The sequence below is a fragment of the Nitrospira sp. genome (genome assembly GCA_029194665.1).
Lineage (GTDB): Bacteria > Nitrospirota > Nitrospiria > Nitrospirales > Nitrospiraceae > Nitrospira_D.
Window position 1 is genome coordinate 281,261 of the sequence record JARFXO010000003.1, and the last position, 25,756, is coordinate 307,016.

Consider the following 25,756-nt stretch of genomic DNA (forward strand, 5'->3'; position numbering starts at 1 on the left):
GGGCCTATTTACACATCTTTTCACGGTTGTGTGCAAGCGGCCGACGTGGTGGGCCGATCAGAAACGTCGAATGATTCGGGGACGGTGGGATACCGGTTGACTCCTTCTCTGAAGTATCGAATCGCCGATGAAGAGAGAGGTGCAGAGCTTGCGCGCATAGGCTTATCACTCAACGATCCACACCGCGTACCCGGTCGCCTGTTGCAGCAGCTTCCGCGTGATGCCGCCAAAAAAGAGTTTTTTCAGACCTGACACGCCGTGCCGACCGACTACGATGGTCTGATAACGACCCTTTCGAGCCTCTTCAAGAATAGTTCCGACGACATTGTCTTCCTCGCCGAACTTCAGGCGGATCCGAGAAGCAGGAAAACCGGTCCCCTCGAGCGTCTGATGAGCCTTCGACAAAATATTGGATTCCAGCTTCTGCTCCTTCCGATACCAGGTCTTCCGATCTTTCCTGAGTTGCTTGCCTAACTGTTCCTCACGAACAGGATCTTCGGATCCTCCATGCTCCCGTAAAACCGGTGGCAGTGGGTTAAGAACATGAAAGAGCGTCACGTTCACACCGGAAGTAGAACGGAGTAGCCGTCCCACATATTTCACCGCCCTGATTGAATCCTTGGAGCCGTCAACCGCAACGAGAATCCGAATGGAAAGGTTGCTCCGATCGGTTGAGGACCGCCGCCCGACCTTGCTCCGGTCGGCTCGCTTCGGCAATGCAGGCTGAGGGGTGGAACGAGAGATGGGCAACTCCTGCTTCATGGTCAACGTCTTGCGAACAGGAAATTGACCATCTTCGGTCGTCATCGCGACCTTACCAAGAGGATGTGGTTTGCAGGCTCAACACAGACAGCACTCTTCACAAGATTAATAGAGGGTGGATGAAGTTGAGCGGTACTCTTGTACATACCTTGTAGAGAGATCTTAGAAGCTATCGCGCCATTGCGCTATCGTTGTTCATAGGTTCGATCATGTCATAAATTCTTGGATTTGGTCTGTCCTGCCGATCAAGGCGGATCTGCTAGGGGTTATCCTAGCTGACCGGATTGGAAGTTTTGAGCTAATCCAATACGAGGTGGATACGATAGTGGGGGAATTCGGTTGCAGCGTTATTCAAGAATCCCAAAACGATGGTAGGGTTGAAGGAACTCGTCGCCGGACCGGATCACTACATGGACTTGGCTTCTGAGAGGTCGAGTAGATTGGACCCTTTTCCATATCTGACTGTGACAACGAGATCGAACAATCCACGAGATCGGAGAATCCAATTGAGTAAGAACCGGACCATCGGTGTCGACATCTGTCTCCCGGAACGCGAACCCACCATGAATGGTCGCGACAAGATCGGGAAGGATGGAACACCTTGACTCTGTGATCCATTGATTCGGCAGGTTCTTTGCGCAGATTGCCTCTCGGCCACGTGCCCCAGAAGACGGATGGTGGACTCATGTTTAAGATTCTGATTGCCGATGATTTCCCCGTCCTCCGGGAAGGCGTCAAAGAGGTCTTGAGCAACGTCATGTCTGTCACAATCGGAGAAGCCGCCGACATCCCGGGAATGCTTCAGCTCATCAGGACTCAACCTTGGGATGTCGTCGTCCTGGATGTCAATATGCCGGGTGGGAGCTCAGTCAACGCGCTTCGTGACGTCAAACGCGAGTATCCCAGGCTTCCGGTTCTTGTGTTGAGCATGTATCCGGAGGAACAGTACGCGCTACGGATGTTTAAGGCCGGCGCCAATGGATACCTCACCAAAACGGCCATTCCCACCGAATTGGTGCAAGCCGTCAAGAAAGTCCTCGGCGGCGGCAACTACGTCACCCCGCGGATTGCCGAGCAACTGGCCGTCGCCTACGGATTCCCCACCAGGCATCGCGACCAACTCAGCAACCGTGAGCTGGAGGTCTTGCGCCTGATCGCCTCGGGCAAGACCGGCACGGAGATCGCCGCCGAACTGTCTCTGAGCGTGACGACCATCATCACCTATCGGGCGCGCATTCTCGAGAAACTCCACCTGAGAAACAACATGGAGCTCACGCGATACGCGCTGGAACAGAAGCTGGTTGTGTGATCCGGTCGACGTGTTTTCTGGACGGCGCACGCAACGATGGTCTCACTACCGGGCCCATGCGATGTGGGGGGCTTCGATCGGAACCGTCGCCTCCTGGTGGGCAGGCACGACGCGCGGAGTAAAGTGGTCCGCCGGCCGATCGGACCGGACGCTCCCCTGGTAGAGATACCAACCCGGTGCGGTCGATGCTGTTTCCTCTCTGACGAGCAACCGACATAGGCGATCTTGTCCTTCTTCCGGATCGGCATAGAGTTCGACCCGGACAGCGGTGGGGGCCAGCCCGCCTAAATGAACCGGTACCAAGAAGCGCCACAACTCACCTTCACGCGTGATTCGGACTTCTCCAAAGCGGATGCTCGACCAGTGTTGATGCAGCGCAGCTTGCCAAGCAAGAAGCTGTTTCGCCAGGCTCCCGCCTTCCGCCGTCCGCTTGCGATAGTTCCGGGTCGCAGGAAGGTAGAGGGCCTCTACGTACTCGCGCAACATACGATTGCTGCTGAAAGCGGTGGTGAGTCGGGCCATGCTTTCTCTGATCCGAGCGACCCACCGGCATGAGATGCCGCGCGCATCCTGCATATAAAACTCCGGCACAATCTGCCGTTCCAACAGATCATACAGCTGCTCCGCCTCGACGACGTCCCACCCAGCATCGTCGTGCTCCCGACCGTCGCCCAAAGCCCAGCCCACTTCCGGGCCGTAGGCCTCGGCCCACCAGCCGTCCTGCTCAGAAAGGTTGAGCCCGCCGTTGACCAGGACCTTCATCCCGCTTGTTCCACATGCTTCCCATGGGCGCCTCGGCGTGTTGATCCACAGGTCCACGCCTTGCACCAGATGCTGAGCCAAGACCATGTCGTAATCTGCGATAAAAATGACCCGCTGGCGAACCACCGGCGAGCGCGCGAAACGCACGAACCGTTGAACGAGTTGCTTGCCCTCCTCATCCTGTGGATGAGCCTTTCCCGCCACCACAAGTTGGACCGGTCGGTTGGGGTGGTTCAGGAGCCGGGCCAACCGTTCGGGATCATGGAGCAACAACGTGGGACGTTTATAGGCTGTGAATCGCCGGGCGAATCCGATCGTCAAGGCCTGAGGGTCGAGAGCCTGCCGGATCGCCGAGACCGCTTCGGGATCGATACTGAGCAATTGATATTGATGCACGAGCCGTTGGCGTGCATAGGTCACGAGAGCTTGCCGGCCTTGTGCGCGCAACTTCCAGAGGTCTTCGTCCGATACATCGTGGATCGCCTTGGGTAATTCCTCCAAGGATCCTCGCCACCGCTCTTTGCCGCAGGTTTCTGTCCAGAGCCTATCCGCCCACTCCGAATCCCACGAGGGCACATGCACTCCGTTGGTCACAGACGTCACAGGCACTTCCTGTTCCGGCCATCGCGGGTAGAACGGTTGAAACAGCCGGCGGCTGACCGCGCCGTGCAGTTTGCTGACTCCGTTCGCCAAGAGACTTCCTCGTATGGCCAGCGCCGCCATGGTGAAAGGCTCCTCCAGATTCTGCGGATTCTTCCGGCCCAACTGGAGCAACTCTTCCATCGTCATTCCCAATTGCGCCACATAGTCCCGGAAAGACCGTCGGATCAGGTCGGACGGAAAGGCGTCGAAACCCGCCGCCACCGGGGTGTGTGTGGTAAAGATTGTGCCGGCTCTCGTCGCGCACCAGGCTTCTGCGAAGGATTGCCCGGTTTTTTGCATGTAACTCCGAGCCCGTTCCAACACCGCAAAGGCCGCGTGCCCTTCATTGAGATGGCAGATGTCCGCCTCAATGCCCAGAGCGAGGAGTGCACGCCAACCACCGATGCCCAACACCATTTCCTGAATCAGGCGGAGTTCGGGTCGAGCGTCGTAGAGTTTGCTCGTAATACCTCGGTCGAACGCGCTGTTGAGCTGGTCGTTGCTGTCCAGCAAGTATAACGTGGTTCGTCCAACCTGCACGAACCAGACACGAAGAAATACGGTGCGACCCGGCAGCTCGAGTGGGACGCGAAGCCATTCGCCCGTGGGGAGCAAGGCCGGTTGAACCGGCAGACTGAGGGGATCGTTGTATGGAAAGGCCTCGATTTGCCAGCCGTGACCATCCAGGAGTTGGCGGAAATATCCCTCTTGATAGAGGAGGCCGATCCCGGCCATCGGTACGTCGAGATCGCTGGCCGTCTTCAACATATCTCCGGCCAAAATACCCAAGCCACCGGCATACAGCGGAAGCGCCTCACCCAGTCCGAACTCCATGCTGAAATAGGCGATCGTCTTGAGGGCCTGCGGAGAATAGCGTTCGCGACACCACCCGCTCTCGGCGAGATATCTGCGTCTCGCAGCGACAACCTGTTGCAGTTCCTCTCTGAATACCGAATCGTGCGCGGCTTGTTCCAACCGTTCGTGCGGAGCATACTGGAGCACCGCCCGAGGATTGCGCGTCTGGCTCCAGATATCGGGATCAAGCATGGTCCACAGTTTGTCGCTGGTATGGTCCCACGTCCATCTGACATCGAGCGCCAGTTCCGCGAGGGGTTCCAACTCATCAGGAAGTGCGCGGAGCATCACTAATGGGTGCTTACTCATGCGGTGATCCCTATTCTTTTGTGAGCGGTTGTCGCCGCCTTGTTCCTCACATGGCAACTGCCGACTTGTGACACCGGCGGTTCAGCCAAGGCTCCGGGAGTTGGTTCTTGTACGCAAGATCTCGGCTGGCCCCGAAGAATTCGATCACGTCGGACTGTTCGACGGTCATGATCAGGCTCCCGCTGTTCTAACCCCCTTCTCCTCGTGTCCTCCGAACTCACGCCGCATGGCGGACAACACCTTGTCTGCGAACTCCGCTTCCCCGCGCGAGCTGAACCGCTGGTAGAGCGCCGCGCTCAGGACAGGAACGGGAACCGCCTCGTCGAGGGCGGCGTTGATGGTCCATCGTCCCTCCCCGGAGTCCGACACCCGACCGGAGAATTGCGAGAGGTCAGGACTCTCGGTGAGCGCACTCGCGGTGAGGTCGAGGAGCCATGACGAGATCACGCTGCCTCTGCGCCAAACCTCGGCAATGTCGGCCAGATCGAAGGTGTACCGATAGTGATCGGGATACCGCAGTGGAGCAGTCTCAGCATCGGGAGGGGGCGGGCGGTTTCCGACATCGGCGTGACGCAGGATGTTCAGTCCCTCCGTGTACGCCGCCATGAGTCCGTACTCGATTCCGTTGTGCACCATCTTCACGAAGTGGCCGGCACCGCTTGGCCCACAATGGAGGTAGCCCTGCTCGGCGGTGCCGCCCACTTTCTCGCGGCCCGTTGTGCGGGGAGCGGCTTTCATGCCGGGAGCCAAGGCGGCGAAGATAGGGGCGAGCCGCTGGACGCTGTCCTTGTCGCCACCGATCATCAGACAGAAGCCACGGTCGAGTCCCCAGACACCTCCACTCGTCCCGACATCCACATAGTGAATGCCTTTGGGTGACAGGTCTGTTGCGCGCCGAATGTCATCATGATAGTGGGAGTTCCCTCCGTCGATGACGATATCGTCGCGATCAAGGAGCGGAACAAGACCGCTCAATGTTCGGTCCACCGCACCGGCCGGCACCATCAACCAGATGATGCGGGGCTTGGGCAGATGATGGACGAAGTCTTTGAGCGAGCCGACTCCGTGCGCTCCTTCCTTGGCCAGCGCTTGCACAGCTTCCGGATGGATATCGTATACGACGCAGCGATGGCCGGCTCGCATCAGTCGTCGCGTCATGTTTGAGCCCATCCTGCCGAGTCCGATCAGTCCGAGTTCCATAGACCATCCTTTCTCTCGCTGCGGCAGCGAAATCCTTCTTAGACGCCTCTCCCTGAGTCAGGGTGTCCTCAGACCACTTGTCAAGCCTTGTGCAGTCGCCACCTGGGCCTTGGCGACGGCCACGATCTGCTCCGGCGTAAAACCGAATTTGCGCTGCAGCTCTTTCAGCGGCGCCGAGGCACCGAATGTTCTCATACCGATGACGGCGCCGCCGCGCCCTGTGTATTGTGTCCAGCCGAACGTCGAGGCCTGTTCGACAGCGACACGCGCGATCACGTCGGGAGGGAGCACCAGGTCGCGGTATTCTTGGCTCTGTCGTTCGAACAGTTCCCAGCAGGGCATGCTCACCACGCGAGCGTTGATGCCGTCGCCCCTCAGCTGTTCGGCAGCCGCGACACAGAGCGCGACCTCGCTTCCGCTGGCCAGCAGCAACACGTCCGGAATTCCATTGCCGCCCTCGACGAGTACGTACGCTCCCTTGGCGACACCGGAAGCCGAGGCGACGTGCCTGCGATCCAGCGTCGGCAGCGCCTGCCGCGACAGGACCAACAGCGCCGGCTCGTGCCGCAACTGCATGATGACTCGCCAAGCCTCGACCACTTCGTTGGCGTCAGCCGGCCGGAGCACGAGGAGATTCGGGACGGCTCGGAGCGAGGCCAGCTGTTCGACCGGTTGATGGGTCGGGCCATCCTCGCCCAATCCAATCGAATCGTGGGTGAAGATGTAAATAGCCGGAAGCTCCATGAGCGCAGACAGACGGATCGCCGGCCTGGCGTAATCGCTGAAAATCAGGAAGCTGGACCCGTACGGCCGGACTTTTGAGAGCGAGAGCCCGTTCAGTACAGCGCCCATCGCATGTTCACGGATGCCGAAGTGGAAGTTTCGACCTCCGTACGAGCCTGCTTCGAAATCTCCCGCTCCATCGAGCGTGAGCCTGGTCTTCGTCGAGGGCGCCAGATCCGCGGAGCCGCCGATCAACCAGGGCACATGCTTGGCGATGGCATTCAACACCTTGCTTGATGAATCCCGCGAGGCGAGCCCTTTGGCGTCGGCGGGAAAGGTCGGCAGGTCTTTCTCCCAACCGTCCGGCAGGCGACGGTGTTGCATCCGATCGAGTTGGTCGGCGAGGTTCGGATAGCGTCGCTTGTAGTCGAGGAATGTCCCCATCCAAGCCTCACGCGCCTGATGTCCGCGCTTGCCCATCACGGTTTGGAAATGTTCGCGGACTCCATCCGGGACCAGGAATTTGACGTCCTCCGGCCAGCCGTAGTTGAGCTTGGTCAGCCGGATCTCCTCCTCGCCGAGGGGCTCGCCGTGCGCCGCGTGGGTATCCTGCTTGTTGGGCGAGCCGTAGGCGATGTGACTATCCACGATGAGTAGGGTAGGTCGGTCGGTGGTGGACCTGAACGTATTGTACGCTCGGTCAAGCATCGCCAGATCATTCGCGTCGCCGACGCGTGTGACGTTCCAGCCGTAGCCGATGAAGCGCGTGGCTACGTCTTCGCTGAAGGCCAACTCGGTGTGCCCCTCGATCGTGATTTTGTTATTGTCGTAAATCCAGCAGAGATTGGAGAGTTTGAGATGGCCGGCCAGCGACGCGGCTTCTCCCGACAGGCCTTCCATCAGACACCCATCGCCGCACAAGGCGTACACGTCGTACTCAAACATCGTGAAGTCCGGGCGATTGAAATACTCCGCCATCCACTTGCCCGCGATGGCCATGCCGACGCTGGTCGCGACTCCCTGGCCCAACGGGCCCGTCGTGGTCTCAATGCCGGACGTCCATCGGTACTCCGGATGGCCGGGACACTTGCTGTCGAGCTGGCGGAAGCGTTTGATGTCGTCGAGCGTAACAGAGAGTTCCCCCAGCGCCTCGTACTGAGGGTTGACCGCCTTGACGCCGCAGAGATGCAGCAGCGAATACAGCAGCATGGAGGCATGGCCGTTCGACAGCACGAAGCGATCGCGATTCGGCCAGATCGGGTCTTTAGGATCGAACCGCAGAAACCGTTGCCACAAACAATAGGCCACCGGTGCCAGCGCCATCGGCGTCCCGGGATGGCCCGAAGCGGCGGCCTGCACCGCGTCCATCGCGAGCGTGCGAATCGTGTTGATACAGAGCATGTCAAGTCGGTTGTCCTGAGTCATGTTGCCCTCTCTCGTTTCATTCGGTGGCTTAACGACAATGCCTTGATGTTTCCAAAAAGCTGAATGTTTCCGGCTGAGTAGTGCCGCAGGCTGTCGATCGCGGTGCAATCAACGGACGTCCTACTCTTCACTCAATGGACGACAGATTCCTGGACCGGTGAAGCAAGAGCGGAATCCAGTGTCTGGCCCAGTATTATCAAGCCGGCTGTGACCTCTTCGCCTATATGGACCCGCAGCACTCGTCTGCCGTGTTTGTGCAGCGATTCGAGGTCGCCGAGCGCCTGGGCGCGTTTGAAGACGCCGAAGGTGTAAGATCGGTCGGGAATCGGCGCATCGACTGTCTCGTCGGCAGTGATCAGCAGGAAGAGGCCCGTATTGGGACCACCTTTATGGAATTGTCCGGTGGAATGGAGGTAGCGAGGCCCGTAACCGACCGTGGTGGCGACATGCAACCGATCGCGCAGCAACCTCCGGATCGATTGAAGCCGGTGCTCGATGTCCGGTTCTTCCGTGAGATAGGCCAGCAACGCCACATAATCCCCGACGTGGGCTTGCTGAAAAAACCGTCGCAGCACATCCGATGCGGAACACTCGACTTCCCGAGCATAGAACGTCAAGGGTCCTTCCACGACCGTCGGGGATTCTTCAGGCAATTTCCCTCCCTGTTCGACGTTCGCAAGCAAGCGGTTGGTGTTATCCTTGCTTTCCTGCACATTCGGCTGATCGAATGGGTTAATCCCTATGATCGCCCCAGCAGTCGCTGCGGCCATTTCCCAACGGAAGAACTCCTGTCCAAGATCGAGCGGATCTTCAAGGTGAATGTCCACGATCGGTTTCCCTGTCGCTTGTAGAGCCGCGAGGCTCCGATCCAGCGACTCGTCATGTTCGTCCTGCGTTCGGATAGAGACAAACAGCCGATCCTCCCCGTAGACGAATGATTCCCCGCAGGCTTCGTCCGCGACCGGCAGCAACCCAGTACCCTCCTTGCCGGTGCTTTCAGCCAGCAGTTGTTCCAGCCAGAGCCCCAGGGCCCGAAGCGAAGCCGAGGTCAGGAGCGTAACCTTGTCGCGGTGATGCAGAGCCAATTCTCCCAGCACCGCGCCTAGGACGATTCCCGGAGTTTCTTTGATCGACAGGCAGGTCGTGTTGGCATGCGCCATCCGAAGGGCCCGCACCAGCAATTCGGATACATTGATGCCCATCAATGCCGCTGGCACAAGGCCGAAATATGACAGAGCAGAATATCGACCGCCGGTATCGGGAAAATTCAGAAAGACTCTCCTGAACCTCCGTTCTTCAGCCTGCTTGACCAACGGCGTGTCCGGATCCGTGATCGCGACAAAATTGTCTCCTGCTTGAAGGCCCTTGATCTTCTTCATCTTGGCGAAAAAATAGTCCCCGAACGCCAAGGGCTCGGCGGTTGTCCCGGATTTCGTCGCGACAATAAACAGGGTATCGGCCAAAGGCCCCTCTTGTTCGATCTTGAGAATTGTCGCGGGATCGGTCGTATCCAACACCGTCAACGGGAGCCCGTCTGCCCCCAGTGGGCAGGTTCGCTGGAAGACCAGCGGTGCCAAACTGCTGCCTCCCATCCCCATGTGAACGACGCGTCGAAACCCGGCGAGACAGATTTCTTCGGCGAACGCGGAGAGATCGTCCAGATGGTCTTCCATTTTCTCTGCGACATGCAGCCATCCTAAAGAGTGCCGGATCACCTCCTGATGGTGTGCGTCCGTTTTCCACAAACCCGCCTCTTTCCGCCAGCAGCGCGCGGCGAACCGATTGCGCTCTAGTGCGTTGAGCCGATCCTGAACGAATGAGTCGTATTCCGGAAGCATCAGTGTTTGCCGATCCAGCGGCTCCTTCAATGTCGCCATGCGCTTTCGTTCGATGCTTTCCATGAGACCATCGAACGCCATGATGAATTTCCGGATGCCGTCCTCTTCGAGTTGGTCGCTCACCTTCTCCAGATCGATCCCGATCTCACGGAGCCGATCGAGCACCTCACGCGCCTCCGCTATGCCTTCTTTCAATCGAGCCGACGGCCGGCCGTGGTTCCGATAGGCATGCAATGTCTCCAGCGTCAGTGTGTTCACTGTATCCCGACCGATCAATGCCTCCACATACTTCACGTCGCTTTCCCTCGGATTCTTGGTGCTCGTGCTGGCCCAGAGCAGTCGCTGCGGTCTTGCCCCTTGAACAGCCAGTGGACGGAACCGGTCGCCATGAAAGATCTCGTTGTAGATCCCGTACGCGGCCTTCGCGCAGGCAATCGCCGTCTGTCCTAGGAGATCATGATAAGACTTGTCGGTATTCCTCTCCTGCCGGTATTGGTCCAATAAGGAATCCACAAGGATGTCAATTCTACTGAGGAAAAAGCTCGCCACCGACGACACAGGGCCGAGCGGAGTCCCTTTCGCCATGCGGGCGGCCAGTCCCTCAAGGTAGGCTTCGCAGACCTCGCGATAGCGGGAGAGGCCGAACAGCAGGGTAATGTTGACGTTGATACCCTCTGCTGTGAGCTGGCGGATGGCAATGATCCCCTCGCTCGTTCCTGGGACCTTAATCATGACATTCGGTCGATTGAGAAGTTGCCAAAGGCGACGCGCTTCCTCCACGGTTCCTGTCGCATCATCAGCGAGGTCCGGAGAGACCTCCAGGCTTACGAAACCGTCTCTTCCCTCCGTCTGGTCATAGACTTGTCTGAACAGGTCGGCAGTGTGTTGCACATCGTCGAGCGTCAGATCCTCATAAATCTCCCGGGAGGCTTTGCCCTTCAGCGTGAGGGCGCGAATTCTGTCGTCGTAGTCACGACTCCCCCCGATAGCTTTTTCAAAAATGGAAGGGTTGGACGTGACTCCTCGAACGCCGCAGACATCCCTCAACCGCTGCATTTCGCCCGAGAGCAGCATGCCGCGTCGAATGAAGTCCAACCAGATGCTCTGTCCAAATGTCTGAAGATGTAGTAAGGGATTAGTCATGGCGTCGTCCTTCTCGCGTTAGAAGCCTTCCCGCATAGGGGTTGAGTCATCGAGGGCTCTGCCTATTCCTCTGAGGCTCTATCCTGACCGGGAGTGATACATCCATTCGACCAGTCATAACATCATGAAAACTCTCATCGTCCTGCTGAAAAATCACAGCATGTTCTGTGTCGTTCCATTGAGGACAAAATCCCGTGTGTATACAGCTTCATGATGTCCGTCCCGATGATGTCCTGCACGTCGCCACATCTTCCTCTGCTCTTGCCTTTTGGTGACCGCTTTACCGCTGACGCAATCCCGGACGCACCACCTGATAAGGCCGCAGGAGGTAGACCACCAATGCAAATCCGCTCCAGATGTGTACGAGCCGGCTGAACGGGATCAGCGCGAACAGCGTCATCCCTAAGACCATGTGAACTTGATAGACCAGCGGCAGCTCCACCACGAAAGAAGCAGCACCGCCGTGAAACGTGATGATATGGCGGGCCCATTGGGACAAGGGGATCAGGTTGCTTCCTGACAGTTCCTGGGCGGAAAAATACAATGTACACAAGCCGAAGGACAGGGTTATGAGAATCCACACGAGTACGATCATATCCATCACGCGCGTGGTCGCGCGGATTCTCGGCTCCGATATACGCCGATGGATGAGCAGGACGAGTCCGACCAAACAGGCTGATCCGAAGAGTCCACCGCTGATCATGGCCACCAGCTGATGTCCCTGCAGACCGATGCCTACGATCCCAAACACCTCCGGCATGAGAATGCCGATGAAATGTCCCAGGAAGAGGAACAACACCCCGACGTGGAAGAGGTTACTGCCGAATCGGAGCGTTCCTCGCTTGAGCAACTCGCTTGAATCGCTGGTCCAGGTATACTGGCCTCGTTCGAACCTCAGTAAACTGCCAAGAAGAAACACGGAGCCGGCGAGGTACGGGTAGATTTGAAAGAAGAACTCGTGAAGATTGGACATCTCACATCCACCGAAGAAATCGCTTCATGGTGCGAATCGAGGACGAGGTTCCTGACAACAGGGAGCCGGGCATCAGCGACGTCAGGGCGTCGAAGGCTCCAGCATAGGGTGAGCAGACATCCGCGAGCCGGCCATGCAGGGTTTCCACAACAGTTTCGATATCGGCAAGTCGCCCTTGCGCCTCCTCCGGCGGAATCAGGGACAGGAACTCGAGGAACAGCGGAAGAAAATCCGGCAACTCCAGGCTCGTCGGTTCCAGACCAAACCGTCTGTATCCTTCCACCAGTCGAGCCATCGCCTCACCCCGCTCACGGGAATCTCCCATCGTGTGCTCGAAGACATGCAGTGAATGGGCGGCATTTCGATCAAAGGTCTCCACGTATGTCTCTTGCAGGTCGATCAAGGCTCCGCGCTGCAGATGGTGGAACAAGCAGTCGAGCCGGCGCCCCGCATGCCGACCCTCTCCGACCTCGGCGGACACCATCGCGCGCAACTCGCCGACCGATTGCAGCCAATCCTGTTCGGGATAGGTCAGGAGCAAGGCGATGACCTTATAAATCCTCACGGCCTGCGGTTCCCTCTCCGGATCTCATTCACGCTGATGAATTGGGCCTTCGTCCGTTCCTTGCCGGCGAACACACTCGGGCCCGTCACTCCCTCGGAAAATCGGCTGTCGGCAGAGAAACCGCAGGAGCCCTGGTCATCGAAACTGTGCGACAGGGCCTCCTGATGGTTGGTTGGAATGACGTACCGGTCCTCATAATCGGCAATCGCGAGGTACCGATACATTTCCTCAATCTGGCTTTCGCTCAATCCCACCCGTGGCAGCATCACGACTGCGTCGTCCCCCATGTCTTTCTTTCGCATGTATCGGCGCATCGCGAGCATCCGATCCAACGCACGTACTATGGGTTCCTCTTTCCCCGCCGTCAGAAGGTGTGCGAGGTAGCGTACAGGGATCCGGAGGGAGGATGTATCGGGAAGCCCGTCCGCCTCAGGATGCGCAGTCTCGGTTGAATTCGAAACCGGTGAGAGCGGCGGGATGTACCAGACCATGGGCAACGTTCGGTATTCGGGATGGAGAGGAAACGCCAGACGCCACTCGACCGCCAGCTTATAGACAGGAGACCGCTTGGCCGCCTCCAGCCAGTTGTCGGGAATCCCGTCCTGTTTCGCCTGCGTCTGCACAGCCGGATCCTTGGGGTCGAGAAACAGTCCAAGTTGGGCCTCATACAGATCCTGTTCCTGCTCGACGCTCGCCGCTTCTTCGATGCGATCCGCATCGTAGAGCATCACGCCCAAGTATCGCAGGCGACCAACACAGGTCTCCGAACAAATTGTCGGCTGGCCTGATTCGATGCGCGGATAACAAAAGGTGCATTTCTCAGCCTTGCCTGTGTGCCAGTTGTAATAAATCTTTTTATAAGGACAGCCGCTGACGCACATTCGCCAGCCACGACACTTATCCTGGTCCACCAGCACAATGCCGTCTTCTTCCCGTTTATAGATCGAACCGGACGGACAGGACGCGACGCAGGTGGGATTCAAACAATGTTCGCATAGCCGCGGGAGGTAGAACAGAAAGGTGTTTTCGAATGACGCCAGGAGATCCGGATCAATTCCATCGACATTGACGTCTTTGAGGCGCTCCGCTGACTCGCCGCCAAGATCATCTTCCCAATTTGGGCCCCCGTCGATCTTGTCCTTGAATTCCCCGGTGATGACGGACATCGGCCTGGCTGTGGGCACCACCGGTCCTTCCGGCGCGTGATGGAGTGTGTTGTAGTCGAAGGTAAACGGGTCGTAGTAATCGTCCAGCTGCGGCAAGTTGGGGTTCGAGAACACGTTGGTCAAGATTCGCCAGCGAGCGCCCTGTTTCGGCTTGATCGTGCCGTTCTCCTTACGTTCCCAACCGCCGTTCCAGCGTTCCTGGTTTTCCCATTCGTGAGGATAGCCGACGCCCGGCTTCGTTTCGACATTGTTGAACCAGACGTATTCCATGCCTTCACGTGACGTCCACACGTTCTTGCAGGTAATGGAGCAGGTGTGACAGCCGATGCATTTATCAAGGTTCATGACCATGGCCACTTGCGCGCGGACTTTCATAAGGCCTCCATCGATGCACGTCTCACATCACTCGAGCGTGACCGTTTGGTCGCGATGGATCGACGTCCCATGTGACGTGTTCGAGCTTCCGCACCACGACCATCTCGTCTCGGTTGGTCCCGACCGTTCCATAGTAGTTATAGCCATAGGCCAGGTGCGCATACCCACCGATCATGTGAGTCGGCTTCATAATGATCCTTGTCAGGCTGTTGTGAATGCCTCCACGCCGGCCTGTGGCCGGAGCCAGGGGCATGTTGATGATCTTGTCTTGCGCGTGGTACATCATCGCCACTCCGCGCGGTATCCGCTGGCTGAGAATCGCCCGTGCCACGAGCGCGCCATTAGCATTGACGACCTCAATCCAATCGTTGTCCCGGATACCAGCTTCTCTGGCTTCCGTCTCCGCCAACCAGACGATCGGACCACCTCGAGACAGGGTGAGCATCGGACTGGTCTCGCTGTAGGTCGTGTGGATTCCCCACTTCTGGTGAGGGGTGATCCAACTGACGACGAGGAAGTTCCGGTCGTCTTTCATGTGACGACGAAGCGCTTCAACCGATCGGGTATCCACGGGCGGCTTGTAGACGCAGACCTGCTCACCAAAGAGGCGCATCCACGGATGGTCCTGGTACAGTTGTTGGCGTCCCGTCAGCGTTCGCCAGGGGATCAGCTCTTGGACGTTGGTATAGCTTCCGGTGTAGGAGACATTTTCTGACTCGATGCCGCTCCAAGTCGGCGCGGAGATGACCTTCCTGGGCTGCGCAATCAGGTCATCGAAAGTGACTCTCTCCTCAGCCCGCCCTTCAGCCAGATGTTTGTGGGATCGACCGGTTCGCTGTGAGAGGGCTTCCCAGGCCTTGATCGCGACATGACCGTTCGTCTCCGGCGCGAGTGTCAAGATGGTTTGCGCCGCTTGCCGCGCCGTTTCCAGCTTCGGATAGGGCTCCCGATTGCCCGTCTCGCCGTTGAGCCTGCGCAGCGTTTCAACTTCTTCTTTGCTGTCCCATGCGATGCCCTTCGCCCCGGTCCCGAGGTCCCACGTCAACGGCCCAAGCGCGATGTAACGATCGTATGTTTCACCGTAGGGTCGCATGACCAGGGTCATGTTCGGCATGGTCTTGCCTGGGATGGCCTCACAATCGCCGCGCTTCCAGTCGTCCGCCGTCATCGCCTGACCGAGCTCGCTGGCGGTATCGTGCAATAGAGGTGTCAAGACGAGGTCTTTCTGCGTGCCAAGGACCGGTCCGGCAAGTTCGGAGAACTTCGAAGCGATTTCTTTAAAGATGTCCCAATCAGCCTTGCTCTCCCAGAGTGGATTCACCGCTTCGCACAACGGGTGGATGAAGGGGTGCATATCCGATGTGTTCAGATCGTCCTTCTCGTACCAGGTCGCGCTGGGCAGCACGACATCGGAATAGAGGCAGGTCGAGGACATGCGAAAATCGAGCGTCACGAGTAGATCGAGTTTTCCCGTGGGAGCCTCATCTCGCCAGATCACCTCACGCGGGAGCGGCGCGTCCTGTTCCTTGAGATCGGGAGCCAGGACGCCGTGATCGGCTCCGAGCAGATGCTTCAAAAAGTATTCATGACCCTTCGCGCTGGAGCCGACCAAGTTGGAACGCCAGATGAACAGGTTCCTGATGAAGTTCTTGGGGTGATCGGGATCTTCGGAGGCGATCGCGAGCTTGCCGGTTCTGAGCTGTTCGACGGTGTAGGCGATCGGATGTGCTCCGGTTGCCTCCGCTTCGCTCACCACATCGAGCGGATTTCTATTGAGTTGAGGTGCGGAAGGGAGCCAACCTCTGCGTTCGGCCCGCACGTTCCAATCAATGATATGGGCCGCATCCGCATCCGGATCGTCTTTGGCCGTCGGCGAGAGAGTTTCGGCCGGCCGCAGGCTTTCATACCGCCACTGATCGGTGTGGGCGTAAAAGAAGGAGGTACCGTTCATGTGTCTCGGTGGGCGGACCCAATCGAGCGCAAAGGCCACGGTCGTCCAACCGGCAAGAGGCCGCACTTTTTCTTGCCCCACATAATGAGCCCACCCGCCACCCGATCGCCCGACACATCCGCACATGACCAGGACGTTAATGATCGCGCGGTAGATCATGTCGGTGTGGTACCACTGGTTGATCCCGTTTCCGACGATGACCAACGAACGGCCCCCTGTCTTCTCGGCATTCTCTGCGAACTCCCTGGCGAGACGAATGATCTGATGACGAGAGACACCCGTATGTTTTTCGGCCCATGCCGGCGTATAGGGCACGTCCTGATCGTAGTCCCGCGCCGCCTGATCGTCTCCAAGCCCTCGATCGAGGCCGTAACTGGCCAGCAGGAGGTCATAGGCGGTGACCACGAGGCTGTCGCCGTGAACGGTGCTGAGCCGTCTGGCCTGGACCAGGCGGCGCATGACCGACGGGTGATCGTCCGCAAAGTAGGGAAAGGCGACCGGCACGATCTCCTCGCCTTGTGGCAATGCGCTTAATGCGGGCGTGATCTTGCGGCCTGTCGTCGCGTCGGCCAGATCGAGATTCCAACGTCCTTTCTCGCGCCACCGAAAACCGACACTGCCTTGGGGGACGCACAGATGGCCGGTCGTTTCGTCAACGACCACCGTCTTCCAGTCGGGGTTGTTGGTTTCGCCGAGGTGGCCGTCGAAATCGGATGCCCGGACAAAGCGACCCGGCTCATATCCGTTGCCGGCAGGGCGCAGGAAGACCAACATGGGCATGTCGCTGTACTGGCGGCAATAATCCAAGAAGTAGGGGCTGCGGGCGGTCAGATGAAACTCCTTCAGGATGACATGGCCGAGTGCCATGGCAAGCGCAGCATCCGTGCCACGCCGGGGCGCGAGCCAGAGATCCGCGAACTTCACGTATTCCGCAAAGTCGGGAGCCACGGCGACGGTTTTGGCGCCCTTGTACCGTGCAGCCGTGTAGAAGTGCGCATCGGGAGTCCGAGTCTGCGGAATATTCGACCCCCAGACGACAATATAGGAGGAGTTGTACCAATCGGCAGCCTCGCACACGTCGGTCTGTTCGCCCCAGACCTGCGGCGAGGACGGCGGCAAGTCGGCGTACCAGTCGTAAAATGACGGGATGACGCCTCCGATCAACGACAGATAGCGGCTGCCAGCCGCAAAACTCACCATCGACATCGCCGGGATGGGAGAAAACCCGGCAATACGGTCCGGACCGTACCGTTGGATTGTATAGATATTAGCCGCCGCGATCAGTTCCGTGACCTCGTCCCACGTCGCACGCACGAAGCCGCCTTGTCCTCGTATCGAGGTGTAGTGCTCACGTTTGTCGACGTCTTCGACGATCGATGCCCAGGCTTCTACCGGTTCCAACGTCTTCCGAGCTTCTCGCCACAAGGCCATCAAGCGTGCCCGCACCAACGGATACTTGAGGCGTTGCGCGCTATAGAGGTACCAGGAATAGCTCGCCCCTCTGGGACATCCGCGAGGTTCATGATTCGGCAGGTCGGGGCGCGTCCGAGGATAGTCCGTCTGTTGCGTCTCCCAGGTGATCAATCCGTTCTTGACATAGATTTTCCAGCTGCATGAGCCGGTACAGTTGACCCCATGTGTAGAACGCACCACCTTGTCGTGATTCCAGCGATCGCGATAGGCATTTTCCCAAGTACGATCCTCTCGTCTGACGACTCCGTGTTTTCCTGAAAACCTGTCGAGGTTTTCCCGGAAAAACAGAAGCCGATCGAGAAAATGACTCATAGGTACCCTTCCAGAAATATGGCGCAGGCCTGCGGTTTCTGATGTACGGAGCGGACGGAATGCGAACTTGGCGGAGTGAAATCGTTTTGAATTATGGATCCTTGCCGATCGATGGGCCACCACGTATCTATTGACCCCACACTCTCCTCATTTATATGACGACAGGTCGGCAGATCGATACCCAGATGAATCTGATTTGGAAGTCGTAGTTATGAGACATGAAGCTGTCCTATTAAAAAGGACGAACCACCTCAACTTGGGAGCAGGCCAACGAAATGCATATACACGTGAGTTCGTGTGGAGAGGGACGCTCACAGACCGCTCTGCTGATGAGCTGGAATGTGAACGAACATGTATGCTTACTTAACTTAACCGATGCCTTCGAGCTGGGGGTTCCCTTTGTTTTTCCGCGAACGCCGGTCGGCGAGGCGTCATCACTCGACGTATTTGCGCGGTTCCGGCGGCAGGTTTGTGGGTCGGTACTCAGGTTTCGCCTTCTCCAGTCGATTTTGCACGCTGACATGCAATGGGGCGGACGGAGGAATCACGCGCACAGAGGGGTGGAGCGTGATGAACGGCGGTTTGTAGGAATCATGCATCGGCACCATGAGGGGATCGCCGGTGATCGTGGCGGTTCCATCCTTGGTGAACGTACCGTCCTTGAACAGCAGGCCATGGGGTTGCACTCTGTTCAGCATCCAACCGAACGTCACGTCGGACAGGCCCGTTTCCTTATATCCGCCGCCGATGTCGCAATGGACTCCGGCAAACCATACCTGCTCCACACCTTCGCGTGGATCCCACAGCGTCGGCGGAAAGCTTTCCCGCTTCTCATCGATGGCGACGGCATGGTAGCCGAACCGGACATTCGGGTGCAGCGAGGTGTCGTGAAAACTGAACAATACATGGTCAAGGCCGCTGAAGAGTGCGAGGGGAATGCCGAGTGCCCCCACTGTGTCCCACACACCGATGACTTCGATCGACACGTCCCGGCTTTGATAATCTTTGCGGAATTGAGCCGTCACGGCGTTGTCGTGTCGACGGTAGACGTCGAAGGCATGGCTCGCGAAGGTATCGTCCAGTAGCTTCCTTGCCGGCACGCCGCATCTGGTCAACATTCCTCCGATGCTACGGGCGGTATAAGCACCTCGGCTGAACCCAAACAGGTAGATCCGATCGCCATCCTCATACTGCTCGGAGACGAATCGATACCCGGCTTGCAGCTTGAGCTCCAAACCGGCTCCCGTCGCCCCTTCGGCGATCCGCACCGCCCAGATTCCATCGGCCCCGACGCCGTCGTCGTAAAAGGCGGTTTGTCCTTGGATCGATTTGACGCGCACCCCGGTCGGGCGGATCTGCGCCTCGCCCGGCAGAAGGGAGAAGAACTTGAAGACATTCGTCTCATCCGGTGACGTGCCGACGTTGGGAGTCTTGGAATCCGGATGGTCCCAAGTGCCGTCGGTACAGACGATGATGTTTTTGGGCATAAACCTCCCTCTCCCTTAACCAACCGTTAGAGCGACAGGCAGGACGTTGGAATCGTACGCGGTCCCTACAGCAGGGTTAAAAGTAGCCTCTTCCATTTGACGTCATTCACTTTTGTTGTACCTGTGGGCTAGGGAACTATTTTGACGACTATGGCAAAAATTCGATGCGCGGTCTCGAGGCTGACCCCATCTTCCTTTGTTTCCGGCACCTCCAGGACAGGGTTCATGTTCTTGCGCTTACCGTCATACCGTTCCTTGACGGCTGTTTTGGCGGCAACTTGCAACTGCTTGACGTGCGGCTCGATGTTGGATGTCTTGTCCATGTGCTTTTGAACCAAGATCTCCAGTACAAACTTATCGATCCACGGAATCCTTCCTCAATTAAGACAAGAAGAGGAAAGGCTGACTGCACGTGATTTCCGGACCGAGATCGTTTTGTGCACAACCCTTGCTCGACTGAACAGATGTTGAAATCACAGGAGAATCTTGTTGTGAGGAGCCGGAGCTGATGCGATGGCGGTCTCTTCGAACTGTGCGGCCTGTGCGAAACGAGTCATTTCGATCTCTGAACCGTCAGGTGAACATGCATCAGCTCGTTGGACTTGCGCCGGTGACCTCAGGCATCGTTCCTGCTGTGACATCTTGATCGCTACAACTTTGACCGCCACAGGCGTAATGACAACGGCAAGTACAGACCATGCATCTGAGTGAGCACAAACTTTGCGTGTAAATATCTAAGCCGGTTCGAGCGAGGGTGAAGGCAGTCCGGAGACTCGACTGGAAGCAACGCTCGCACGCTCGAACCTACCCGAGTTGTCTTAAGATTTACCAAGGGAGGTGCTGCGATGGTAGAAGTGGCTAATAACGACGCGTCATGGATCGATAGAAATGTCGAGGCGATCACAAACTATCTGACGAAAGAATTCGAGAATTTTGCTGTTGCGTATCACGCCGACAGACCGCTGACCCATACCTTTACCGTAAATAACGAGAAGAAGCTCTTTAAATTGATTATCGGATGGCCTACCTTAGCAGATAGAACTTTTACGCCTGAGAGAATTGACCAGATACTGACGGAGGATGTTGCCCAGGAAATGCGGCTTCACGGAGAGAACGGCTATCGCTGGACACCCTCGACTTAGGGTACCTCATCGAGACTGCGCCGTGACATTTCTGGGGAGGCCGGCATGCGAGAGGACCAAGCCCAATGCGTAGATGCCATCGGCCCCATGTCTTGCTTCTTGGACAGGTATTCGATACCGAGACTTGGATCCTTCCAGGACGCTGAGCCTTAACGTGCTGCGGCAGCCTTTGACGCGCCGGCGATTCTGACGGCTTCCCTAATCATCTGAGACGTATATCCCCACTCGTTATCGTACCAGCTCATCACTTTGACAAGGTTCCCGTCCACTACCTGGGTCAGGTCCAGATCGACGATCGACGCGCGCGGGTCCTGAACGATGTCGGAGGAGACGAGCGATTCGTCTGTCACGCCGAGCACGTCCCGGTACCGGTCACTACCGGCTTCTTCTCTGAAGATCCTGTTGACTTCATCAACTGTCGTACCTCGGCTCGTGAGGAACACGAGATCCGCGAGTGAACCGATCGCCAGCGGAACGCGAACGGCTAGGCCGGCGAACTTCCCCGCGTATTGAGGCAGGGCTTTAGCCGTCGCAATGGCGGCGCCGGTCGAAGAAGGAATCAGATTAGCGGCGGCAGCTCGGCCTCGCCGTCGTTTCTTATTCGGGCGATCGACAGTCGCCTGGGTGGCGGTGTAGGCATGCACCGTGGTCATGATGGCCTTCTCGACTCCGATTCTTCTTCCCATAATCTCGACCACGGGGGTAATACAGTTCGTCGTGCAACTGGCACAGGAGATAATGCCTGTAGTCGGTCCGTTCGCCGTGTTCACTCGATGAACCATGGTGGCAATTTCCGGGTCTTTACTGGGCGCCGAGAGAATGACAGTCTTGGCCCCCGCCGCCAGGTGACGTTCCAAATCTACTGACTGGTTAAACACCCCCGTGCATTCCAGCACGATATCAACCTCCAGGTTCTTCCAAGGCAATTTGGCCGGGTCTTGTTCGCTAAATACAGGATAGGTCTTCTCCTTGACCCTCAGACCATCGGACAGCGGAACGACCTTCTCATGGTAACGTCCGTAGACCGTGTCGTAGTTCAACAAATACGCAAGATCGTCGGCAGCGTTGAGGTCATTGACCGCTCGAAGCTCCAACTCCGGTGTCTCAAGAATAATCTTGAAGGCTGCGCGCCCGATTCGGCCTAATCCGTTAATCGCAATCGTCGCCATAGCCCGCTTTACTCCTTTTCCTTCGGACATGTCTAACAGGATGCTGAAAAAGTCCGCCAGCGGCGTTCTCGCATCGTTCAGAGGCTCAACGTACCGAAGCGCGTACGCCTCGCCACTTCACTTGCGGCGGCCTTGCTGGACAGCCTTTTTGAGCATCCTGAAGGTGTCCTGGCGCTGACACTGTACGGACAATTCCAGTTCTATTGTCGGCATCAGCCGAGTTTTTCCGCGGCTTGCTATGCAGGCGGTACCGGCAATGATCATCCATGGGAGCACTACTCGACCCGCGCACTGAACCCGGCAGCGTTAAGCGCCTTGACGAGGACGGCGGCATCGAAGTCGCCGATTGCCTCAAACCTCGTCGCTTGAGGTTTGGCTGTATCGCCGGTTACGCCGTCCACGGTCGCGATTGCCTCCTTGATGGCCTCACAACAGGGCTCGCAGCAGTTATGGATGCCCGAGACCTTCAAGCTGCTGACCTTGCCTCTGGGAATGTCGCCCAACGCCTTCATTGCCAGCTTCTGATTGCCGGGGCGACCATAGAAGCCTGCGGCGGCAAGGGCGTCGAGAGCCTTCTGAGCCACGGCATCATTACCGGCCGTGAGGGCTACGGTCCCCTTCTCCATATCGCAATGAGATGTGACCCCTACCACGCTCCTGAGCGCGGCGTCAGCTGCATCGACGCAGCCCTGACAGCAGAGATGGACGCCCGTCAATTCGACTTTGACCTGGGAATGTTTCGCCATGATCGACTCCTCTCGATTTCCTTGCCCGTCCTGAGGGTCGGCACGCTCTCCTTTCGCGGCGGCGCGCGCCTGCGCCAAGGTCTCTATCAATTGGTCGAAAGATTTGTTGAATTTTGCGACACCGTCGTCTTCCAGTTGTTGCGTCACCTGATCGAGGCTGATGTCCACTTCTGCCAATCGCTTCAAGAGCGATCGTGCTTCTTCGACACCTTGGGTGAGGCGAACTTTCGGATCGCCGTGATCGCGGTACGCATCGAGAGTTTTGAGCGGTACGGTGTTGACCGTGTCCGGCCCGATGAGCGCCTCAACGTATTTCACGTCGCTGTCGTCAGGATTCTTGGTGCTGGTGCTGGCCCACAGCAGGCGCTGGACGCGAGCCCCATGGCCTGACAATGTCTTAAAGCGATCACTGCCGAAGATCTCCTTGTAGATCTGATAGGCGACCTTTGCGCTGGCGATGGCCACTTGTCCACGCAACGTCTTCGCGAGATCCGCCTTTTCTCCGCTTTGCGCGATGCTTTGTGCCAACATCGGGTCCACGAGACTGTCGATACGGCTCACGAAGAAGCTGGCCACCGAGACCACATGGTTCACAGGCTTCCCATGGGCCAGACGCGAGGCGAGGCCGGCGAGGTACGCATCCACCACCTGTCGATACCGCGGCAACCCGAAGAGCAGGGTCACGTTGACATTGATGCCTTCGTTGATGAGTTCCTGAATGGCGGATAAGCCTGCGGTCGTGGCCGGGACCTTGATGAAGACATTGGGTCGATCCAACATTCCCCATAATCGGCGACCTTCTTCTATCGTGCCTCCGGCGTCGTGTGCCAAATGGGGATTCACTTCCAAGCTGACGTATCCATCGTGGCCATTGGTCTTGTCATACAGCGGGCGGAATTCGTCTGCTGCGCGCTGGACATCATGTAGGCTGAGAGCTTCGTAGATGGCGATCACTTCTTTCCCCTCAAGGGCCATGGCCCGAATATCATCGTTGTACTCATGGCTTTCTACAATCGCCTTCTCAAAGATGGAGGGATTCGAGGTTATTCCCCGAAGACCATCCTCTTCGATCAGACGCCGAAGCTGTCCGCTGGCGATCAGATCGCGTCGGATGTAGTCCAACCAGATCGATTGGCCGAACGATTCTAATTTCTTCAAACGATTGCTCTTCATGCTCATCCTCCTTGCGTTCGAGTTCCGCCGCTTCCCCCGGGAGACGACGACGCTCGGCGTCTCGAAATCGTCCTGTTGGAAATATTGTGACCAGTTCCTTCGCGAGCGCAGGGTTGACGACAACGTCGTCGAAGCCGCTGGCTGGACGTTCCTCACGCTGCCGGCTCATGGGACGGCTGCTTCTTCCCGCTCCTCGCATCCAGGTACCCTTTCAATGCCACGGCATTGTTATGTTCCGTGTCATGGGAGCTGTACACGAGGGTGACTCGACCCCGCCGAGCGGCCTTCAGAATGGGTTCCAATGCATCTGCATTCGAACGTAATTCGTCATGGTATCGTCGTTGGAATTCACTCCATTTGTTTGGATCATGACCAAACCAACGACGGAGGGGTCCGCTTGGCGCCACATCCTTCAGCCAGGCGTCGATGTGCAGGGCGGTTTTTTTCACGCCGCGAGGCCACAGCCGCTCCACGAGAAAGCGCACCCCATCGGCGGAAGTCATTGGGTCATAGACGCGTTTCAGTGTAATCATGTCAGTCTTCCTTTCCTGCGACCTCATCGAGCGCTCACGAGTATGCGGGCGACCGTAAGGTGGACTTGACCGAGGTCACAAGGACTCTTGTAGAGGCCGGCATGACACCTCTTTCGGCTTTGGACCTTGCTGAGATTCATTGTCCTATGGCCACAGCCTGCGGTTGGTTTGGGCCGAAGCCGTCTGAATAGGACAAGCGGTTACTTCAACTTTTTTCTCCTGGATGTCTTGGTTCCGGACCGCTTTCTGGGGCCTCGACGTTGAAGTTCTGAAAGTAAGAGGTCTGCTGCGGCCCCTCGTTCTTCCACCGGTCCATGTTCAGCTTCATCAGTCAGCCACATTTCGTAAGCCAGCGGGTCCTCCTCTCGTTCGGCGGTACGACCAGCGGCCGTTGGTTTCGTCTTAGCCTGCTTTCGCAACATGCTACACCTCACTTTCTCGTTAAGAGACAGCTCTGCGATATCTTGTCTCGTGCGCATCCTTCGAGCCCCTTGCCAAGGGCGCCGGTCTTTAACAGGACAGGCCATGATGGAAACTCGGTGTGACCTCATGTGTGAATCGCAATCGTCGTCATATCTTCTTCATGCGACGACTTCGAAGTCTGGTGACCTCTCTCTATGCAACAGACAGCACATCTTGTATTTCTTGCCACTGCCGCACGGGCAGGGAGCGTTCCGACCGTATCTCCGGCGCGGCTTAGGCACCAGCCTGAGAAGATCGTTCGTGTTCTGGTGGAACATGTCCTGAAGCATACGGTGCAAGGCGGGATCTTGTTTCAGTAAGACATCAGGCGACTTGAAGAAGTACGCAGCGAGCACCGCGAAGAATTCATGCTCATTCGTGTAGGCATACGGGTTGATGTGGGAACGATTCTTCGGAGGACGGGCCAGTTCCCGCGCCACGTATTGAATCCAATGTTTGACCACCTCCCAGGGAACCTCTTGCGGGAGACCGTAGTCGGTCTCTTCTTTCTCGACAACGTGCGCAAACTCATGAACACCCACATTCTCCTTGCTTGATTGATTTTCAAATCCAGCCAGGAGAGCCGGCTTGGAAAGAATCACCATGCCGCTTATGATGTTCCAGACCGGCCATCCCAACGATGTTCTCATTCGGTTCTCCATTCATTTGAAATGTATCGCTGAACGAGGTCGGATAGATCAGCACCTCACTCAAGCGATGGTATTCCCAATCATGGAACCCGAAGATGGGAATCACGGCGCTGGCAGCGACGAGGACCCGAATCGTGTCATCGACATCCGTTCGGATTCCCGTGATCCGGACTTCATCGAGAAAGACCTTCATCAATTGTCTGAATCGCTCTTTTTTCGAGTCGTCTAGGGCGCAGAAGAACGCCACGTGAGAGCGAAGAATTCGATCCCAGTGCTCAGGGAACGGTTGGTTGATCACCGCTAACCGACGAAGACACCGTCGCCGCAACCGTCGGTACACAAACGGGCACAATCCCAGAACAATCAGCGCTGGATGGAAAAACCACCCCACGATGCCCGACGTCACTGCCATGAGGATCGTGACGGCGAGAGCGTCCTGTCGATTCCGACGATTGCGTTCGGGCGTCACCAGCATGCGCGCGTGCTCCTACTTGATCGTGGCGGTGATCTCAACAGCCTTTCGCGACAACGCAGGGCTGACGAGAAGGCCGCCCAAACCCATGACTGGGTGGTCTCTACGCTGTGACCTATCCGGCGTCTGCTTCTTTTCC

The 25,756-nt window shown here is 57.5% G+C and carries 20 protein-coding genes; 2 read left to right on the forward strand and 18 right to left on the reverse strand.

What is annotated here, in order from left to right; translation table 11 throughout:
- Nucleotides 1-165: 165 nt before the first annotated feature.
- Entirely contained in the window at nt 166-807 is a 642-nt protein-coding gene (locus P0119_10795) for a universal stress protein (GenBank protein MDF0666541.1), read from the reverse strand.
- Nucleotides 808-1,447: 640 nt separating this feature from the next.
- On the opposite strand from P0119_10795, the gene P0119_10800 reads away from it, so the two are divergent.
- Nucleotides 1,448-2,071, forward strand: a complete 624-nt coding sequence (locus P0119_10800) for a response regulator transcription factor (protein MDF0666542.1) — start codon at nt 1,448-1,450, stop codon at nt 2,069-2,071.
- Between the two features lie 45 nt (nt 2,072-2,116).
- On the opposite strand, the gene glgP is transcribed toward P0119_10800, so the two are convergent.
- The 11 genes from glgP to P0119_10855 form a co-directional block, all read right to left on the reverse strand.
- Complete coding sequence (gene glgP / locus P0119_10805; protein ID MDF0666543.1) at nt 2,117-4,639, reverse strand: alpha-glucan family phosphorylase; 2,523 nt, start codon at nt 4,637-4,639, stop codon at nt 2,117-2,119.
- 46 nt (nt 4,640-4,685) lie between these two features.
- The gene (locus tag P0119_10810; GenBank protein MDF0666544.1) at nt 4,686-4,808 is read right to left on the reverse strand and encodes a hypothetical protein; all 123 of its coding nucleotides are present in this window, start codon (nt 4,806-4,808) and stop codon (nt 4,686-4,688) included.
- 2 nt (nt 4,809-4,810) lie between these two features.
- Nucleotides 4,811-5,839, reverse strand: a complete 1,029-nt coding sequence (gnd, locus tag P0119_10815) for a decarboxylating 6-phosphogluconate dehydrogenase (protein ID MDF0666545.1) — start codon at nt 5,837-5,839, stop codon at nt 4,811-4,813.
- A 57-nt stretch (nt 5,840-5,896) separates the two neighbouring features.
- Nucleotides 5,897-7,987: a transketolase gene (gene tkt, locus P0119_10820; GenBank protein MDF0666546.1), complete on the reverse strand. Its 2,091-nt coding sequence runs from the start codon at nt 7,985-7,987 to the stop codon at nt 5,897-5,899.
- A 131-nt stretch (nt 7,988-8,118) separates the two neighbouring features.
- Nucleotides 8,119-10,968, reverse strand: a complete 2,850-nt coding sequence (locus tag P0119_10825) for a bifunctional transaldolase/phosoglucose isomerase (protein MDF0666547.1) — start codon at nt 10,966-10,968, stop codon at nt 8,119-8,121.
- 280 nt (nt 10,969-11,248) lie between these two features.
- Nucleotides 11,249-11,941, reverse strand: a complete 693-nt coding sequence (narI, locus tag P0119_10830) for a respiratory nitrate reductase subunit gamma (protein ID MDF0666548.1) — start codon at nt 11,939-11,941, stop codon at nt 11,249-11,251.
- A 1-nt stretch (nt 11,942) separates the two neighbouring features.
- Entirely contained in the window at nt 11,943-12,506 is a 564-nt protein-coding gene (gene narJ, locus P0119_10835) for a nitrate reductase molybdenum cofactor assembly chaperone (GenBank protein ID MDF0666549.1), read from the reverse strand.
- Nucleotides 12,503-14,047 (reverse strand): nitrate reductase subunit beta, encoded by a 1,545-nt coding sequence (gene narH / locus P0119_10840; protein ID MDF0666550.1) that lies wholly within the window; start codon nt 14,045-14,047, stop codon nt 12,503-12,505. The genes narJ and narH overlap by 4 nt, the downstream gene beginning before the upstream one ends.
- Nucleotides 14,048-14,069: 22 nt before the next feature.
- Nucleotides 14,070-17,783 carry a nitrate reductase subunit alpha gene (locus tag P0119_10845; protein MDF0666551.1) on the reverse strand — a complete coding sequence of 1,238 codons (3,714 nt, stop codon included), beginning with the start codon at nt 17,781-17,783 and terminating at the stop codon, nt 14,070-14,072.
- A 434-nt stretch (nt 17,784-18,217) separates the two neighbouring features.
- Nucleotides 18,218-19,270 (reverse strand): DUF2235 domain-containing protein, encoded by a 1,053-nt coding sequence (locus tag P0119_10850; protein ID MDF0666552.1) that lies wholly within the window; start codon nt 19,268-19,270, stop codon nt 18,218-18,220.
- Between the two features lie 128 nt (nt 19,271-19,398).
- Nucleotides 19,399-19,593: a hypothetical protein gene (locus tag P0119_10855; GenBank protein ID MDF0666553.1), complete on the reverse strand. Its 195-nt coding sequence runs from the start codon at nt 19,591-19,593 to the stop codon at nt 19,399-19,401.
- 522 nt (nt 19,594-20,115) lie between these two features.
- Here P0119_10855 and P0119_10860 point away from each other — a divergent pair.
- Complete coding sequence (locus P0119_10860) at nt 20,116-20,412, forward strand: hypothetical protein (protein ID MDF0666554.1); 297 nt, start codon at nt 20,116-20,118, stop codon at nt 20,410-20,412.
- A 149-nt stretch (nt 20,413-20,561) separates the two neighbouring features.
- Here the strand turns inward: P0119_10860 and gap are convergent, their stop codons facing one another.
- The 6 genes from gap to P0119_10890 all read right to left on the reverse strand — a co-directional run bounded on the left by gap (nt 20,562) and on the right by P0119_10890 (nt 25,620).
- A complete protein-coding gene (gene gap / locus P0119_10865) occupies nt 20,562-21,581 on the reverse strand; it encodes a type I glyceraldehyde-3-phosphate dehydrogenase (GenBank protein MDF0666555.1) in 1,020 nt (339 codons plus the stop codon).
- 275 nt (nt 21,582-21,856) lie between these two features.
- The gene (gene tal, locus P0119_10870) at nt 21,857-23,500 is read right to left on the reverse strand and encodes a transaldolase (GenBank protein ID MDF0666556.1); all 1,644 of its coding nucleotides are present in this window, start codon (nt 23,498-23,500) and stop codon (nt 21,857-21,859) included.
- A gap of 152 nt (nt 23,501-23,652) precedes the next feature.
- Complete coding sequence (locus P0119_10875; protein MDF0666557.1) at nt 23,653-24,033, reverse strand: DUF488 domain-containing protein; 381 nt, start codon at nt 24,031-24,033, stop codon at nt 23,653-23,655.
- 200 nt (nt 24,034-24,233) lie between these two features.
- Nucleotides 24,234-24,455, reverse strand: a complete 222-nt coding sequence (locus P0119_10880) for a hypothetical protein (GenBank protein ID MDF0666558.1) — start codon at nt 24,453-24,455, stop codon at nt 24,234-24,236.
- A 159-nt stretch (nt 24,456-24,614) separates the two neighbouring features.
- On the reverse strand, nt 24,615-25,100 hold the full coding sequence (locus P0119_10885; GenBank protein ID MDF0666559.1) for a zinc-dependent peptidase: 486 nt from the start codon (nt 25,098-25,100) through the stop codon (nt 24,615-24,617).
- Nucleotides 25,060-25,620, reverse strand: coding sequence for a zinc-dependent peptidase (locus P0119_10890; GenBank protein MDF0666560.1), 561 nt, complete (start codon nt 25,618-25,620; stop codon nt 25,060-25,062). The genes P0119_10885 and P0119_10890 overlap by 41 nt, the downstream gene beginning before the upstream one ends.
- Nucleotides 25,621-25,756: the final 136 nt, after the last annotated feature.